Annotated in this window: 10 protein-coding genes and 1 pseudogene; 1 reads left to right on the forward strand and 10 read right to left on the reverse strand. The window is 66.4% G+C overall.

Annotated features, from left to right (window positions below; genetic code table 11):
- Positions 1-424: 424 nt before the first annotated feature.
- From ACYOEI_RS25130 to ACYOEI_RS25175, 10 genes and pseudogenes are all read right to left on the reverse strand, one after another.
- Positions 425-748 (reverse strand): type II toxin-antitoxin system RelE/ParE family toxin, encoded by a 324-nt coding sequence (locus ACYOEI_RS25130; protein WP_462852381.1) that lies wholly within the window; start codon positions 746-748, stop codon positions 425-427.
- On the reverse strand, positions 745-1041 hold the full coding sequence (locus ACYOEI_RS25135) for a type II toxin-antitoxin system Phd/YefM family antitoxin (protein WP_462852382.1): 297 nt from the start codon (positions 1039-1041) through the stop codon (positions 745-747). Before ACYOEI_RS25135 ends, ACYOEI_RS25130 begins: the two co-directional genes overlap by 4 nt.
- Before the next feature lie 227 nt (positions 1042-1268).
- Entirely contained in the window at positions 1269-2621 is a 1353-nt protein-coding gene (locus tag ACYOEI_RS25140) for an MFS transporter (protein WP_462852383.1), read from the reverse strand.
- A 104-nt stretch (positions 2622-2725) separates the two neighbouring features.
- Positions 2726-3859: a mandelate racemase/muconate lactonizing enzyme family protein gene (locus tag ACYOEI_RS25145; protein WP_462852384.1), complete on the reverse strand. Its 1134-nt coding sequence runs from the start codon at positions 3857-3859 to the stop codon at positions 2726-2728.
- Between the two features lie 191 nt (positions 3860-4050).
- Positions 4051-5079 carry a succinylglutamate desuccinylase/aspartoacylase family protein gene (locus ACYOEI_RS25150; RefSeq protein ID WP_462852385.1) on the reverse strand — a complete coding sequence of 343 codons (1029 nt, stop codon included), beginning with the start codon at positions 5077-5079 and terminating at the stop codon, positions 4051-4053.
- A 432-nt stretch (positions 5080-5511) separates the two neighbouring features.
- Complete coding sequence (locus ACYOEI_RS25155; RefSeq protein ID WP_462852386.1) at positions 5512-6555, reverse strand: GGDEF domain-containing protein; 1044 nt, start codon at positions 6553-6555, stop codon at positions 5512-5514.
- The gene (locus ACYOEI_RS25160; RefSeq protein ID WP_462852387.1) at positions 6479-10762 is read right to left on the reverse strand and encodes a PAS domain S-box protein; all 4284 of its coding nucleotides are present in this window, start codon (positions 10760-10762) and stop codon (positions 6479-6481) included. Before ACYOEI_RS25160 ends, ACYOEI_RS25155 begins: the two co-directional genes overlap by 77 nt.
- A 341-nt stretch (positions 10763-11103) precedes the next feature.
- Positions 11104-12201, reverse strand: coding sequence for a hypothetical protein (locus ACYOEI_RS25165; RefSeq protein ID WP_462852388.1), 1098 nt, complete (start codon positions 12199-12201; stop codon positions 11104-11106).
- The gene (locus tag ACYOEI_RS25170; RefSeq protein ID WP_462852389.1) at positions 12198-14030 is read right to left on the reverse strand and encodes an HSP90 family protein; all 1833 of its coding nucleotides are present in this window, start codon (positions 14028-14030) and stop codon (positions 12198-12200) included. Before ACYOEI_RS25170 ends, ACYOEI_RS25165 begins: the two co-directional genes overlap by 4 nt.
- Positions 14031-14426: 396 nt before the next feature.
- Positions 14427-15125, reverse strand: a pseudogene (locus ACYOEI_RS25175) (IS256 family transposase); the annotation flags it as partial.
- Between the two features lie 455 nt (positions 15126-15580).
- Between ACYOEI_RS25175 and tnpC the strand changes: the two are divergent.
- The gene (gene tnpC, locus ACYOEI_RS25180; protein WP_462852390.1) at positions 15581-16978 is read left to right on the forward strand and encodes an IS66 family transposase; all 1398 of its coding nucleotides are present in this window, start codon (positions 15581-15583) and stop codon (positions 16976-16978) included.
- Positions 16979-16990 lie beyond the last annotated feature (12 nt).

The following is a 16990-nucleotide window of genomic DNA, read 5'->3' on the forward strand; positions in this document are numbered from 1 at the left end:
CCCCGGTCCAGGATAACGAATCGCCCCCCCGCCGCAAATCAGAGTTTCGAGGGCTAGCCCTGGCCGTGCCCATCGCCGGGGCCTCCGCCATGCCCCAAGAGTCGGAGAGGCATGCGGATCCGTCCGCACAAGCCTCGTGCCGACGAAGCGGGCCGGCCCGCCTGGAGCGTCTTGCGGTCGACTTGCACACGGGCCCTGACGCGCGGTCTGCCCTCTCACTGACCGATCCCGCGAGAAGTGGCCCCAGAAAGGAGCTGCAAAGCAGAGGGCCAATCAGTCAAACGGGCCGATCGTCAAGGCTGCATTGTCTGTCTTCGCTGTCTCTTTGTCCTCGCTGTCACTTACGATCCGAAGGGCGGTCTTTGCTCGTTTCAGTTCCCAGCAAAATCCTCATGGCCCCGGGGAGCCTCGAAACTGACACTGGCTAACTCGACCCTTCGGGCTCGATCGGGCCCCGAGCGCCATGGCGGATATGATGTAATACGACCATGTTCTCTTTGATGGAAAAGAGGATGCGGAACGTGCCGGGCTTCTTGCCGTAGATCATTTGTCGAAGGACGATGCCGAATCGCTCCGATTCCTCCGCCGCGACGGGATGCCGCTCGGGAAAGGTGCTCAGCTTGTTGATCGCTTTCTGCAGACCCGCATACCAGCGCGTGGCAACGGTGACGGACTTATCGGCCTTCCAGCGGAATGCCTCGATTGCGTCGGCGTTGGCCCTGGCGGTGACGACGATGCGGTAGATCACTGGCCTTGCTTCTCAGCCAGGATGCAACGCATTTCGGCCAGCATGTCTTCGGCCGGGATGAGGCGGCCTGCCCGCATGTCCTCAATCGACGCTTGCAGCGATTCCATCCGCTCGGCCTTCTCGGCGAGTTCGATCAGCCGTTGGTAGGAAGCGGTGTCCTGCACGACCAGTTCGGCCTTGCCGTTGATCGTCAAGACGACGGGATGGCCGGTTTCCTTGAGCTGGGCGAGGAACTCGGACGTGTTGCGTTTGAAATTCGAGAGTGAATTGATGTCGCGGTTTACATCGAACATGGGAAATCCTCTGGCTTTGAATTCGCACCAAATTTGATGCTACGCCAATCGAGGAGATTTGGCAAGCGGCACCTGCATGGCTGTGTGGGTGGCCACATACCGCATTGGCCGGCGAACTGCGAACCGAGAGCGGCCCCAAAAGGATATGCAAAGCAGAGGGCCAATCAGTCCAACGGGCCGATCGTCGAGGCTGCATTGCCTGTTTTCGCTGTCCCCCTCCCGCAGGGTCATTCTCGATCGCCGCCCGGCTCGTCCTCGACATCGAGCGAACGGGTGCAGTCGATCATGAGCCAGCACGCCGCGCTGCCCAGGTACATGCCGGCCAAGAGCAGGAAGAGCGGCCCCCAATCGGTGGTGGCCGCGGCCCCGGCGACCTCCGGGCGGGTGGTGAAGGCGTCGAGCAGCTTGCCGAAGATGATCGGCATGACGACGCCGCCCAGGGTCCCGGCGGTGTTGATGATGCTGAAGACGGTGGCGCTGAAGCGGCCGCCGAGGTCGGTGCAAGAGCCCCACGTGGTGGGCTGGCTCCAGTCGCTGAAGAACTTGGCCATGAAGAGGACGAAGCCGGCGGTGGTGACGTCCGACTGTCGCACGACCAGGGCGAGCAGCGCGCACCCGATGACCTTGCCGACGAACCCCACGAGGCTCCGCGACCATCGCCGATTGCCGGTCCTCGCGATGAACCAGTCGTTGAGCCACCCCCCGGCGATCCCGCCGAGGGCGCCTCCCCATAACGGGAGGCTCGCCAGCAATCCCGTCGTGCCGATGTCCAATCCCCGCGCGCGGTGGAAATACGTCCCGATCAGCGAGACGAACGCGACGTCGGACCCGGCGTCGAGGTATTGCTGGGCGACGAAGAACCGGAGACTGCGGCTCCGCCAGGCACGCCCGGCCGGCAGCACGGCGCGGGACGTGGACTCGATCGGAGCCGACCCCTTCTCGATGATCTGACGCTCCTGGGGGTTCACGCCGGGGTGCTCGGCAGGGGAGTTCCGGAAGAACCTCCAGAACGCGACCCCGAAGGCCACTCCGACGACCCCGAGCAGGACGAGCGACGTCTGCCAGGTCAGGCCGCACCAGCCCACCAGGACCGTCCCGAGCACGATCGGGGAGAGGGCCCCGCCGCAACGGCCGAAGGTCGTGGCGATCCACCCCTGGAGCACCGTGCGCTGCGAGGCCGGGAACCAGCTCCGGGTGACCTTCGAGAGCGCGGGGTAGCAACCCGCCTGGGCCGCGCCGAACAGGAGGCGGGCGGCCCCGATCAGCGCCAGGTTGCGGACCTGGCCGATGGTCGTGATCGCCAACGACCAAGCCACGATGATGACGCTCAGGAAGGCGTGGGGGCCGTACCGATCGGCGACGACGCCGCTGGGGATCTGCCCCGCGGCATAGGTGTAATAGAAGAGCGAGAAAAGGAAGCCGGCCTCGGTGTTGGTGAAGCCGTATTCCTCCTGGAGCTTCGGCCCGACGATGTTCCAGGTATAGCGATGAAGATATAAGAGAAACGAGGCGCCGCAGGCGAAGCCGAAGACTTGCCAGCGGACGGTCGAGGGGCGTTGCCCGAAGTCGGCGTCCGTCATCGATGGGGGTCCCTTCGCAGCCGACCGCCTCGACCGAGGGGTCGTCGAGGCTCGATCTCGAGGCGGGGCGGAGGCGACCCGGCCCCCCTTTCGGGCATCAACGATCACGGAAACACGATCGGCTCCGGGCAGAACCTCTTGAGCTTCCCTGGGTCGATCTCGACGCCGAGTCCGGGGCGCGTCGGGATCGTGAGCATCCCCCGGTCGTCGAGGACGAACGGCTCGGCCATGAGCTCGTCGATGTAGGCGCAGGGGCTCAGGTATTCGACGTAGCGGGCGACCGGGATGGCGGCGGAGAACTGCAAGTCGGCCGCGAGCCCGATCGCGGTGTTCCAGCCGTGGGGGACGACCTGGATGTTGTGGTCGGCGGCGGCGGCCGCGATCCGGCGAGACTCGGTGAGCCCGCCGTTCTTGGTGCAGTCGGGCTGGAGGATGTCGACCGCCCTCGCCTCGATCCAGGGCAGGAACGCCTGCCGACGGGTGAGGACCTCGCCCCCGGCGATCGGGACCGGCGAGACTCGGGTCAGCTCGGCGTAGCCGGCGAGGTCGTCCGGCGGGAGCGGCTCCTCGAACCAGACGATGCCGAAGTCGGCGAGCATGTTCGCCGTGTTGCGGGCCCAGTTCGTCCCGTGCGGCCAGAACTGCTCGCTCCCCCCGGCGTCGACCATCAGGTCGATGCCGTCGCCGACCGCCTGTCGGGCGGTCCTCACGATCAGCTCATCGAACTTCCGATCGCGCCGGCCGAACGGCCGCCAGCCGAGCTTGATGGCCTTGAAGCCTCGCTCGATCACGCTCGCCAGGGTGCGCTTGAGCGGCTCCGGCTCGTCGAAGAGGATCGAGCCATAAGGCTTGATCGACTGCCGGTAGTTGCCGCCCAGGAGGCGCGAGACCGGCTGCGAACAGGCCTTGCCCATCAGGTCCCAGAGCGCGATGTCGATGCCGCTGATCGCGTGCTCGACCGAACCACCGCGCCCTTGCCAGAAGCTGGACTGCCGGAGCGTCTCCGAAACTCGCTCCGGTTCGACGCCCGATTCACCCCGGAGTAAAGGCCAGAGCAGCTCGACCGCCCCCACCACGAGCTTGCCCGAGGTGAAGCAGCTCCCGAACCCCTCGAGGCCCGAGTCGGTCCGGACGCGGAGCAAGGTGTGCAGATTTTCCTGCGGCTCGTGCCCCTGCGGCCACCCGCCGTCCACGGTCGCCCCGGTGAGCGGGTAGACGTCGATTCCCACGATGTTCACGGCGAATCCCCCGGTCGCTTCGAAGTCACTTAGTACCTGTCCCGATACCCGAAACCTGTTCTATTCTTAAAAACCGGGTTTCTGACGCGTACGATATCGACAACCCCTTGCGGGATGTCGCGGTGGCCCCCACGGAAACCCGTCCTTCAAGAAAAGAACGGGTTTCGGGACAAATTCCCAAGAGGAGGTCATCATGCGAGTTCGCGTCCGACGACCACGATGTGCTGACCTCGCGGTACCGGGGCGACCCACGCCTGGGCAAGGACGACCCCGTCGACCCCCGCCACCGCGGGCCAGGGGTCCATGTCGATGTGGTCGAAGTCGTGGAGCAGGCCGACGACGTCGCCTTTGCGGACGCTCGTGCCGCATTCCAGGATCGGCTCGTAGTGGCCGTCGAACGGGGCGACGGTGAAGCAGTCGCGGTCGACCATCTCCACCTTGCGCTGGGTGCCCGCCTTGTGAAAGGCGATCGGCTCGATGGTCCCCCGGAGCTGCCCCTGATGGATGCAGGCCGCGAGCACCCCGTGGCGGCCGTGGCGGACGCCGTCGACGTTCACCGCGCGTCCCCAACCGAGCTCGGTCCCCACGGTGATCTTCCCGAGTCGCTCGGCCTCGCTCGGCAGGAGGCCCGGGGTCACGTTCTGGTAGACCATCAGGCAAGGGGTGCCGAACCAGCGGGCGGTTTCCTCGATCTTCGAGGCGAGCGCGGGGTCGTCTACCGGGTGGAAGTTGGCGCAGAGCGCGAACCGGGCGACGTCGCCCCCCGAGTGCAGGTCGAGCACGACATGAACTCGAGGCCAGATCATCCGGCGGACGAAGGCCGCGATCCTGTGCGTGATCCCGGCGAGCGCGGGGGTCACCCCTGCCCCCTCGACGAACGCCCGGTTCAGGTTGACGTTGTCGTCCGGCCGGCTCTCGCGCGTGCCGGCGCGGAACGCCGACGGATTCAGTACGGGGACGAGGATGATCCGCCCTCGCACATCCTCGAGCTTGATCTCTCGGATCAGGTGCTTGAGGGCCACGGGGCCTTCGTATTCGTTCCCATGGTTGGAGCCGAACGCGACGAGGCCCTCGCCCTCCTTCGTCTCCGGCCCGACCCACACCGTCAGCGGGATCAGGTGATCGCCCCAGATGCTGTCGTGCTCGAGCGCCACCCAGTAGTCGCGCCGGCCGGGAGAGTCCAGGTCGACCTGATCGGGACGGGCCACAACTCGCGTCATACAGTCATAACCTTTTCTCTGGAACCACAAGGGGGGAGGCGTCGAAGGCCGTTCGGCCGACCTTCTCTCCGCCGAGGGGGGTCGTCGAGATCTCGTCCGCGACGACCCCGGATTGATCCGACGAGTTTACGTGAGGAGAGGGGGCGATGCCACACCGACGGAGGAAAAGCCCGGATCGTCCTCAATCGTCTTCGAGTCGCCTGCGTCCCCCCCCTGCCCCGAGTCGGCCTGAGCACTTGCGACATCGAAGAATACGGCCTCCCGGGCGTCGCATGCGCCGGTCGGAGGTTCTCCCATCGTCCCCCCCGGGGAGGATTCGCCGGCCCCAAAACACAAACAGGTCTATATATTAAAAATCGACAACGTAATTGACGACGGATCGTGTGACAGGAAGATTTGGGAGCTAACCGGCACGATTCGCCCACGAACGGTTCATCGGTCGTCGGTCTGGTCGACTTGCCGTCCCGGCGATTTTTGAAGGGCGTCGGCGGCGCCGAGGCCGCCAGCTCTGGACGTCGATTCTCGGGTGACGGGTTCGGGCGTGGCTGGGGCAGGGAGCGGATGGACCGCGTCTCCGTCTCCGAGGTCGTCGTGCTGGAGGACGCGATTGCGCCCGGCCCGCTTGGCCGCGTAGAGGGCGCGATCGGCCCGGTCGAGCAGGGCCGTGAGTCCCGGGGCGGGTTGCGTGACGGTCGCCACGCCGAGGCTGGCCGTCACCGGCCGGTTGGGCCAGGGATGGGACTCGATGGCGTGCCGCAGCCGCTCGGCGAACGCCATCGCCTCGGCGGCGCCGGCCCCGGGCAGCAGGACGACGAACTCCTCGCCGCCGTAGCGGGCCGCGACGCCCTGGTCGCGTATAAGTTCGCGGAGGGTCGCCCCGACGCGGACCAGGACGTCGTCCCCGGCCGGGTGCCCGAAGGTGTCGTTGTACTGCTTGAAATGGTCGATGTCGAGCATTACCAGGGACAGCGGCGAATTCTGGCGAGACGTCCGGCTGGCCAGCCGATCCAGGTCATCCTGGAGATGTCGGCGATTCTTGACACCGGTGAGCGGGTCGGTCGTGGCAAGCTCGACCAGTTGCGCGTTGCGGCGGTCGAGCTCCTCGTGGACGCCGAGGATCCGGGCGGCGATCTCCAGGCGGACGGCCAATTCGTCGGGATCGACGGGCTTGGTCAGGAAGTCGTCGGCACCGGCGCGGAGCCCCTTCAGGCGGTCGTCGCGGCCGGTCCTCGAGGTCAGGAGCATGACGTAGATGTAGCGCCCGCCCGCGGCGGCCCGGATGTGACGGCAGAGTCCCAGGCCATCGACGCCGGGCATCATCCAGTCGGAGATCAGGATCTCGACCCCGCCGCAGCCCAAGGCGTCGAGGGCGACTTCGCCGTTGCGGGCCACGGAGACATCATGCCCCATCCCGAGCAGGATCCGTCGCAGGAATAGGGCCGCGGTCGGCTCGTCCTCGGCGATGAGAATCTTCATATCTCGCTCCACAAAACCGTTCGAGGGCGGTCAAGAGCCGCTTTGAGGTCTCCCGGACGGACGGCCACTCATCGGCCGCGAGGTCGAGCCGGCCACGTCGAACCGCCTCCTCGACGGTCAGGCAAGCGTGGGCCAGGTCGTCGGAACCGACCGTCGCCGAGGTCCCGATCAGGGTATGGGCCGCAAAGGCCGCGGCGATGGCATCGCCGCGGCCCAGCGCCTCCGCGAGGTCGGCGATGATGGCCGGGGCCGAATCGAGGAAGCAGGAGGCGAGCTCCTTGGCGAAGTCACCGTCGCCTTCGCATCTCGCGTACAGGCGAGCGACGGGGTCCGCCCCTGGTCCGGAACCGGCGGCCGCGGGGGGCGCCGGGCCCTCGAGGACCGATCGGAGTGTGTCGCGCCTGATCGGCTTGGACAGGTAGTCGTCGAACCCGCTCTCCAGGCAACGTTCGCGGTCCCCGTTCATGGCGTGGGCCGTGAGGGCCACGATCCGGGTGTGTCCCCCGGACTGGGCCTCGCGGACGCGGATGGCGGCAACGGCCTCGAAACCGTCCACCTCTGGCATCTGTAAATCCATCAGGACGACGTCGAATCGCCCCTCGAGACACGCCGTGACGGCTGCGCGGCCGTCGAGAACGGCCGTGACCTCCTGGCCCAGTTCCTCGAGCATCCGGGTGGCCAGGAGTCGGTTGACCGGCTGGTCCTCGACCAGGAGAACACGAAGCCGGCGACCGGTCGTCTTGGCGACGTGGCCGGTCTCGCCCCGAGCGCCCTCGGGCCGAGGCCAGCCGCCAAGGATCCGGGTCAGGACGTCGTGGAGTTCGGACGGATGCACGGGCTTGAGCAGGAATCCGTCGATCCGCAGGTCGCGGATCGAGACCGAGTCGTCCGGTTCGCCGCCCGAGGAGAGGATCAGGATCCCGGTCTCGGCGAATCGCGGGTCGCCCCGGAGTCGTGCGGCCAGTTCCAGCCCGTCCATCGCCGGCATCATGCGGTCGAGCAGCGCCACCCGGAAAGGCTCGCCGGCCCGCTCGGCGGCGTCCATCGTCTCAAGGGCCTCCGTACCGCTCGCGACCGAACGGACCGAGATGCCCCAGCGGCCCAGTATCTCCTCCAGGATCATTCGGGTGGTGCCGTGATCGTCGACGACCAGCACGCGAGTTCCCGCGATGTCCGCGGACCCCGCCTCGGGTCCGGGCGTCCGGCGTTCGCCGTCCGGTTCAAGGCGGACCGTGAATCGGAAGATCGAACCGCCGCCGGGGTTTTCCTCGACCCCGATCCGCCCCCCCATCAGCTCCACCAGCCGGGAAGAGATCGTCAAGCCCAGCCCGGTCCCCCCGAAGCGCCTCGTGGTCGAGCCGTCGGCCTGCTCGAAAGGGGCGAAGATGGCCTCCCGCTTCTCGGGCGGGACACCGATGCCGGTATCCGCCACGGAGCAGAAGATCTGGAGGGATTCGCCCGAGCCCGGTGCCAGCCCGAAGTTGAGGAACACCTCGCCGGCCTGGGTGAACTTGATGGCATTGCCGACCAGGTTGACCAGCACCTGCCGCAGCCTCCCGGCGTCTCCCACGACCGCGTCGGGCACCGCGGGGTCGAACCGACAGGCTAGCTTGAGCCCCTTCTCCTGGGCCCGCAGGTTGAGGGGCCGCAGGGTGGTCATGACCGCGTCCCGGAGCGAGAACGGCGCCGGCGCCAGGGTCAGCTTCCCGGCCTCGATCTTCGAGAAGTCGAGGATGTCGTCGATCACCTGCAGGAGCGAGTCGCCCGACGCCTTCACGAGCCCGAGGTACTCGCGCTGGCGATCCTTGAGCGCGGTGCCCAGCAGGAGCTCGGTCATGCCGAGGATGCCGTTCATGGGGGTGCGGATCTCATGGCTCATGTTGGCCAGGAACTCGCCCTTGGAGCGGCTGGCGGCCTCGGCCGCCTCCTTGGCCCGCGCCAGCTCCGCCGTCCGAGACTCGACGCGGCGCTCGAGGTCGGCGTTCAGTTCGCGGATCGCCGCCTCGGCCGACTTCCGCTCGGTGATGTCGCGGGCGATCTTGGAAATCCCCGTGACCCGGCCGGACGGATCCTTGACCGGCGAGAGCGTCAACGAGACGTCGATCAGCCGGCCGTCCTTGGTCCGATGCACCGACTCGAAACCCTCGATCCGCTCGCCGCGTCGGAGCCGCTCCAGGATCTCCTCCTCCTCCCGTTCGCGACCCTCCGGAATCAGGAAGAAGATCGTCCGCCCTACGGCCTCGGCGGCCGAGTAGCCGAAGATCCGCTCGGCGCCGGCGTTCCAAGACTTGATGACGCCGTCGAGGCCCTTGCCGATGATCGCGTCGGCCGAGGTCTCGACGATCGTCGCCAGGTAGGTGCGATCTTCCTCGGCCCGCCTCAGGTCGTCGATGTCGGTGCTGGTGCCGAACCACCGGACGATCCGCCCCATGTCGTCGCGGACCGGCAGGGCCCGGCCGAGGTGCCAGCGGTAGAGCCCGGTCCTGCGGTCGACGAAGCGGTACTGGACCTCGTAGGGCCGGCCCGTGGCGATGGATCGGTACCAGCTGGCGACGCAGCGCTCGAGGTCGTCGGGGTGGAGCACCGGCGTCCAGCTCTCATCGCCGCCCGCGCCGCGGTCGAGTCCGGTGAACTCGTACCAACGGTCATTGTAGTAGTCGGCGTAGCCGTCTGGCCGGGCCGACCAGACGATCTGCGGCATGGCGTTGGCCAACTGTCGGAGCGTGAGCTCGCCCTCGCGGAGCCTCTCATTCGCCCGGGCCAGTTCCCCGGTGCGCTCCGCGACCCGTGACTCCAACTCCTCGTGGGCCCGGCGCAGCTCGTCTCGGGCCGCCTTCTCCGCGGTGATGTCGGAGCCGATCCCGAGGAAACCGGTGATCCGACCGGCGGCGTCGCGGAGGGCCGTGACCGAGAGCCGGACCGGGAACCGGCCGCCGTCCCGGCGGACGTAGGTCCATTCCCGCTCGTCAGCCCCGCCCCGTTGGGCCCAGGTCACGAACACCTCGAAGCCCGGCTCCACTCGCCTCGACAGCTCGCCCGAGAGCTCGTCCGCCCGGGCCGCGACCTCGACGGGATCGTGGATGACGGCCGGCGTCATCCGGCCGACGACCTCGTCCGCCCGGTATCCCAGCCAGCACTCGGCGGCCGCGTTGAACGTGCGTATCGTGCCGTCGACGTCGGTCGAGATGATACTGTAATTGGCGGCATCCAGGATCGCCTTCTGGAGTACCGCGAGCGAGCGATGCGAGGCCTCGCTCACACGGAGTCGCGCCTGGGTATCCTTGAGCCTGCCGACGGCGCTCGTGAGGACCAGCACCGTGACCTGGATCGTGGACAGGAAAATATGGAGCAGGAATGCGCGTTCGGCGTGGGTGCTCGTCATCCAGGAGAAAGGCCCGCGTCCCCGGGTCGTGTGCCAGGCAATGAGCAGGCCTAGCAGGAGGCCGGCGAAGGCCCCCGCTCGCTGCCCGAAGCGTAGGCCGCTCCAGAGCAGGAACGGGACCGTGTAGAGGTACGGCAGCCGCCAGATCGCCTCGCCGGGCGGCCTGGCGCACCCGAACGAGTAGCCGACGAGCGTCAACAGCGTGGCCAGGACGAATCCGTACTCCACGAGCCGCAGGAGCCGACCGCCCCGGATCGCACCCGAATCCGTCCCGGGGACGAGCAGGACTGGGACCATCAGGAGGATACCCAGGGCGTCCGCCTCCCACCACATCCTCCAGGAATGCCAAGAAAAGCTGCTCGTCCCCGACAGCGACAGGGCCGCCGTCCCGACCGAGGCGCTGATCGTCGTGCTGAGCAGCGAGCAGAGGACGGTCAGCACGAGCACCTGCTGGGGCGACGAGCACCGGAACGGGGAGTCGGTGAAACGTCGGAGAAGCCTCGCGCCAACGCAGGCCGCGGCGGCATTCCCGGCCCAGAAGGCCAGGCCCAGGATGGGCGGCTTGCCGTGGATCAAGAAATCGGAGGTGAGGTTCGCCGCGAGAGAAGCCGCCAGGAGGCCGGGCCAGGTCCCCGACGGTCGCGCGACCAGGACCGCCAACAGCAGCCCGCTCGCAGGCCAGAAGGTGGCGAACGTCTCGGGCCGGAACGATAGGAAGTGGCCGACCTCGGCGCACAAGAGATAAGCCAGCGTGAACAGGGCGAGGCCCGCCCATGTCGGCAGGGCCGTCCAAGGTCGACCCAGGGGCTCCTTGAGAATCGACATCGGGGATTTTCTCATCCAGGCCGGACAAGTCCTGACGGTTTCCGTGATCGACGATGAGGCGGTCGACGAGCCGAAATCGCTCGAAAACAAGCCCGACCATCTTCAGCCGGAGACCGCTTCGCCAGGTAAGCTGTCCTGACCGTACACCTGACCCTCGGCAGCCTTTGAGAACGTGCCCGACATCGCAACTCGCTGCGACGAGCGAGAGGGGCCCAGCCCGGCCTCGCGGCGATGTGCCGGCCACTCTCTGCCACTATAGTACCAGATTCCCGAGCAGGGTGGATCCGACCAGGAATGAGGAGGTTGCGAGGTTGCGGAGATCGACGCGAGGCGGCTTGCTTTCAATGATTCGCCTGCCTGAGTAACTCGGGCAGTTTGTCGACCGTCTTCTGAAAGCTATCGGTGCCGTTGCGAGTGTCGAAGCGTCGGGCGATCTCCTGAGCCTGGGTGGTGAACCAGTCGCCGAGGGCGACGATGTCGATCCGTGCCTTCTCATCGAACGGGATCGTTCCGCTCGGGAGGCGCAGCTTCACCTGGGACATGCCGAGCGCGGCGAGGCGGGCCGCCCAGAATCGGGATGCCTGGAGGAAGGTGAAGCGATTCTGGATGGACACCGAGCCCAGGGCATTGGCGAGGTGTCGTTCGAGCAACCGCTTGGCCAGGGTGAGGTCGCCGATCAGCACGGCGAATTCCAGGTGCTTCGCATGCGGCCCCACGAATTGGTTCGCGTTGCCGACGAGGCGATAGCCTTGCTTCTGATACGCCTTCGCCTCGTCGATGCGGCCCAGTTGGAACATCGGGCGGAGGACATACGCCAGGACGCGGTGGGGTTCTTCCCGGCAGCTCAGCCGGCCCTGGAGGACCGGCTCGGCGGCCCGGTACGCCAGGGTCCACTTCCCCTGGGAGGAGAAGTAGCTGCAATCGTTCCTCGCGCAGCAGGCGGCACAGTCGCTCAACGAATCGCGACGACGCCGGCGGTACTCGGCGTGGGCGGCCCGCGCCTTGGGCCAGTCACCGAGGTGTCTCTGGTATTCCCGCCGCATCATCGCGACGACCTGCAGGGACGAGCCCCACTCGCGATGGCGCCGCTCCATGTCGTCGAGCAGTCGCTCCAGTCGATCCCGGTTGATTTCGGGGAAGGTCCAGCTATTCGCGACGATCCATTTGTACTTCCAAAGCATCCTCCACGTATCGAAGCGTTCGGGGGTGCGGTCGAATTGCGCCAGGCACCACGAAAAGCCGACGATCGCGATGTCCGGCCGTCCCGAGAAGATGGCCGCATCGATCAACTGATTTCGCGCCTGATACGCGAGCTCGACATCCTTGAGGGAGTCGGCGATCCGGACGGCCTCTTCGAGCAGGGAAACCTGGACCGGCCCACTCGGCAGGTCGCTCGCCTCCGTCATAAGTGCTTCAACCCGTCCGCGGTCGGCCATCATGGCTGGTCTCCTCCCGGCGTCGCCGGCTCGTTGGGGGCGACGAATGCGTCGATCAGCCCGGAGAGGCCCTGGGTGAGGACCCCGAGCTCGGTCGACGTCAGCGGTTGGTGGGCGAGGAGCAGCCCCTGGACGTAGAGGACGCGTGCGACCTGCCCGAGCACGGCCCTGGATTTGACCTTGGCCAGGCGGCGGATCATCGGGTTGTGGAAGTTGAAGATCAGTTGGGCCTGCGGGGCCGGCCCCCGCCCCGACTCGAGGCTTTCCAGGACCCCCTGGAACAGCGGGTCGGCCGTCTCCTTGCTCTGCTCGAGCGAGCGGAAGAAGCGGGCCTCGGCCCCGGCGCTGAACATCACGGGCAGGTCCGCGGGCTTGAACTTCCGCGCCTCGGGCCGGCAGTGGTGCGGGCGGAGCTCGTCGGTCGCGGCGACCAGGAGGGCGTGGACCTGGTCCTCCTCGTCGGGCTCGAGTTCCTCGAAGTCCTGGGCCAGGTCCGTCGGCTCGACCCTCCGGATGTCCACGTCCGCGTCGAGCTCGGGGAGCCGGGCCAGAAGGTCCGCCTCATAGACATATCCGGCGTTGATCAGCAACGAGCCCTGGGCGGCGGCCACCTTCTCCATCTGGTGATACTGGGTGACGTCGTCCACGTATCGGAGCAGCCCCCCTTGCTGTCGAAGGGCCCCGATCGTCTGCCGCCCTTGCGTGGTCTCGAATGGCAGCCAGTCGATGAAGAGGCGATAGCACTCGTCGTCCTGGGCGGCGAGCGCCTTGAGCGCGAGGTGATGGACCGCCAGGAACCGCTCGAACCGGCTCGAGTCGTGCGTCGCGAGGTTGACCAGGTAGTCGCGGAGACAGGTCCCGAGCTCGGCACGCGTGGCCTCCAGACGATCATCTTCGTAAAAGCTCTCGCGCGAGGCCGTCGGCCGGAGGTCGTCGGCGTTGACGATCGCCTTGACGAAGAACGCCCAGTCCGGGAGGAGGTTGTCCGCCTCTTCGCTCAGGAGCATGTTGCGGAGGTAGACCCGATGCGTCCGCCGGCCGCTCATCTTGGCCGAATGCGGCAGGACGAACGCAACCCCGTCGACCTTCCCGGCCCTCGCCTTCAACGGGATCGCGTCCAGGAACGGGGTATCGAACGCCTGCTTGCCGAAGCGCAAGAGCGCCTGAGTGCGGGCCTTCTCACTGGAATACGCCCGGCGCCAGGGGGCTCCCTCCTCATTGACGACGACGCTCGATCGCCCGTTCGAGACGCGGATCGGATAGGGAAGGAGGACCCCATAGCGTTGTGCCAGGTTCTTGATGGAGTCGCCTTGAAACAACTCCTCTTGGCCCGGACGGCACGTGAGATAGACCTGCGTCCCGGGGGCGATCGGGGTGTCGAGCACCCGCACGGAATAGGTGCCGTCCTCGCGCCCGCGCCACTCGACGGCCGGCCCCTCGTCCCGGGCGCTTCGGGTGATGACGACGATCTCCTCGCTGACCACGAAGCAGGAGAGCAACCCGATGCCGAACTGACCGAGGAAGTCGGCCTCGCGTCGGCCGTCGACTCCGCGTTTGGACGTCTCGCCGATGGTCGCGAGGAACCGGTGGATCTCCTCCTCCGTCAGGCCGATGCCGTTATCGGTGACTTCCAACGTAGGCGGCTTGCCCCGAGGCGCCGTCACCGCCATCGTGATCTCGCCCGCATGCCCGGGCGTGATCCGCTGCCTCGCCGTGATCGCGTCCACGCCGTTCTGCATCAGTTCGCGGACGAAGACCTCGGGGCGGCTGTAAAGGTGATTCGACAGCAGGTCGATGATGCCCCGGAGATTGATCTGAAAACGATGTGACAACGCCTGGTCTCCGGTCCCCGTAACCCGCTCGCGACCCGACGTCCCGTGGACGTCCTTGCCTTCACCCCGAGGGCGAACGTCGGATCTCCATGTCAGGATGACAATCTTAGGTTCTCGGAAGTTCGAGGTCGAGAGCGGTGCCCCAAAGCCGGGACACCGCCGCCAAACCGGGACCGGGTAGGACGAGGGAGTTGATGGAGTCGAGCGTGCTCAGGCCCTCGTCCGGTACCGAGGGAGTCGCGGTCGTGAGCGGGGTCTAGGTCTAATATCGTGGCCGCATCAGTGATGGTGAGGCTGCAACGGGCCGTCGAAGGCGGCGTGGACCTTCCGAATACCAAGCAAGGGAATACCCCATACCGGGCGGAGGTATGGTCAAGAGTTGTGTTTGGGGATTTTTCAGGCGGCGGTCTTCTCCTTGACTCCGTCCTTGAAGATGGTCCCTTTCACGACTCCCTCAAGCAGCGGCGAACCATTCAACGAGCGCCAACTCTTTGATGCACTCTCCATCAGCTTGAACACCATCGTCAGGCACGACACCCGGTCCCCGCTCCCCTTCGTCTTGTCGTGCCTCAGTCGCACCATCGAGTACACGCTCTCGATCGGGTTCGTCGTTTGGATGTGCCGCCAATGTTCCGCAGGGAAGTCGTAGAACGGCAGCAGCTCCTCCTTGTCTTTCTCCAGGCACTCCGTCGCCTTCGGATACTTCGCACCGTACGTCTTCACGAACAGGTCCAGCGCCTTCTCCGCAGCGGCCTTGCTCTCGGCCCCATAGATTTCGTGCAACGCCCCCTTCGCCTTCGGTTGCGCACCCTTGGGCAGCTTGTCCAGGATGTTCGCCATCTTGTGTACCCAGCAACGCTGCTCCTTCGACTTGCCCCAGACCTGACGGATCGCCTTCCAGAACCCCAACGCCCCGTCGCCGATCGCCAGGCTCGGCTCGACATCCAGCCCTCGGGCCTTGCAGTCGAGCCGCAGCTCCTTCCACGATTGCTCGCTCTCCCGGTAACCGTCGGCGATAGTAATCAGTTCCTTCTTCCCTTCCGGCGTCACCCCCATCAGCACCAGGATGCACTGCCGGCCCTCCTCGAGCCGGATTCGGAGTCCCGTCGAGGCGGTACGTGTCGTTCGCCTCGGTCAGCCGTGATCCGAGACTGTTGAGGGCGATAACCATCGGATTGTTCGGGTCGGAGGTTCGCGACGGGACCTCGTCGGGATTGCCGGCGCGATAGGGTTTCGGCGGGGGTCCGAGTTCGAGCCGTTCCCGCGCACGGCGGATGGTCCCCGGGCTGACCCCGATTCGCTCGCCGATTTGCGTGTCCGACATGGCGCACCGGAACAGGTGCCTGACCAGAGGGTCGTGGGTGGCGGGGCAGTAGCGTGTCATGGGCGGCCCACGTTCTTGGCGTCGCGATGCTTCTTGGCCCTCCGATAGTTTTTGCCCTGGCCGGCCGCCACGCTCGCCTGGGGAATGCCGTTCTCCTGTACTTTTCGCGTAAGCGTTCACGGGCTGGTACTTGACGATTGGGGAACGATTTGAACATCCTCGAGGCATGACACGGCCCGAATGCCTCCCCAACGAATTTTGGAACGCCCTCCCGGCCGAACTTCGGCCAGGCTTGTTAGCGATCGTCGCCGTGTTCGACGCACGGATCGCCGAACTCGAGTCCAGGCTCAGACAGAACTCGTCGAACCCTTCGCGGCCGCTGTCGTCCGACGGTCCTCAGGTCGAGCGGGGCGTGCCGCGATCCCCTAGCTGGCGACGACGCGGCGGCCAGCAAGGTCATCCCAAGGCCCAGCGCACCATCCTGCCACCCGATGAAGTCGTCGATCAAAAGTCGACGCAAAGTTCCGACTGCGGGACCCCTCAGGCCTGCGACGATCCCGAGCCCTACATCGACCAGGTCATCGAATTGCCCGTCAAGCTCCGGCACGTCACCCATCATCGGCGGCACACTCTGGAATGTCCGAGGTGCCGGGCCCGCAGCACTGCGGCATCCGTCCTCGAGGCGGCCTGCATCTTCGGACCCAGGCTCCAGGCGAGCGCGACGTATCTTGCCGGCGTCGGCCGGCTGGGCAAGCGGGCGATCCGTCGATTCTTTGTCGACCTCTGCGGCATTCCGATCGCCACCGGGAGCGTCAGCAAACTCGAGGTCAAAACAGGCGCAGCCCTGGAGGCGATCCACGCCGAGACGCTCGATCACGTGCGGGGTCTCGACGCCAACGTCGAGGAGACCGGCTGGAAACAAGGCCCGAGGAAAGTTTGGCTCTGGGTCGCGGCGACGAAGACGGCGACCGTCTTTCTAGTCCGCAAGAACCGCGATCGGGCCACGTTCGACGAGTTGGTCGGGCCAAGTCCCAGCGTGCTGACGACCGATTGGTTTTCGGTCTACAAGCATCTAGCCGATACGAAACGTCAGGTCTATTGGGCACATCTTCGCCGAGATTTCCAGGCGATGATCGACCGCCGCGATCGGGGTTCACCAATCGGTGGGGAATTGCTGATTCATGCGGACGTTCTCACTGACCAATGGCGGAAGGGCCGTCAATGCGTCCGGACCCGGCCGTGGTTTCGCCGGGCGATCCTGCCGTGGCTGCGTGACGAGGTCCGCGGCCTTCGAGAAGCGGGAGCGCGGTGCGTCGGGATCAAGACGGCTCGGGTATGTCGCGAGTTATTGAGTCTTGAGCCGAGCCTGTGGACGTTCTCGAGTCGCGAGGGGTTGGATCCGACGAACAACGCGGCGGAGCGTACAGTAGGCCACGCGGTATCCTGGCGGAAAACGAGTTACGGCACCGCCGGCGAGCGTGGGAACCGATTTGTCGAGCGAATGCTGACAGTGGTGTCGAACTGCCGCAGCCAGGGCCGTGACGTGCTCGATTTTCTTGTCGAGGCGATCCACGCCCGTCGCTCAGGCAGCACGCCGCCTACGCTCATCCCCGCCGAGGCGTGAATGGTTATTCCA

The sequence above is a fragment of the Singulisphaera rosea genome (genome assembly GCF_054877945.1).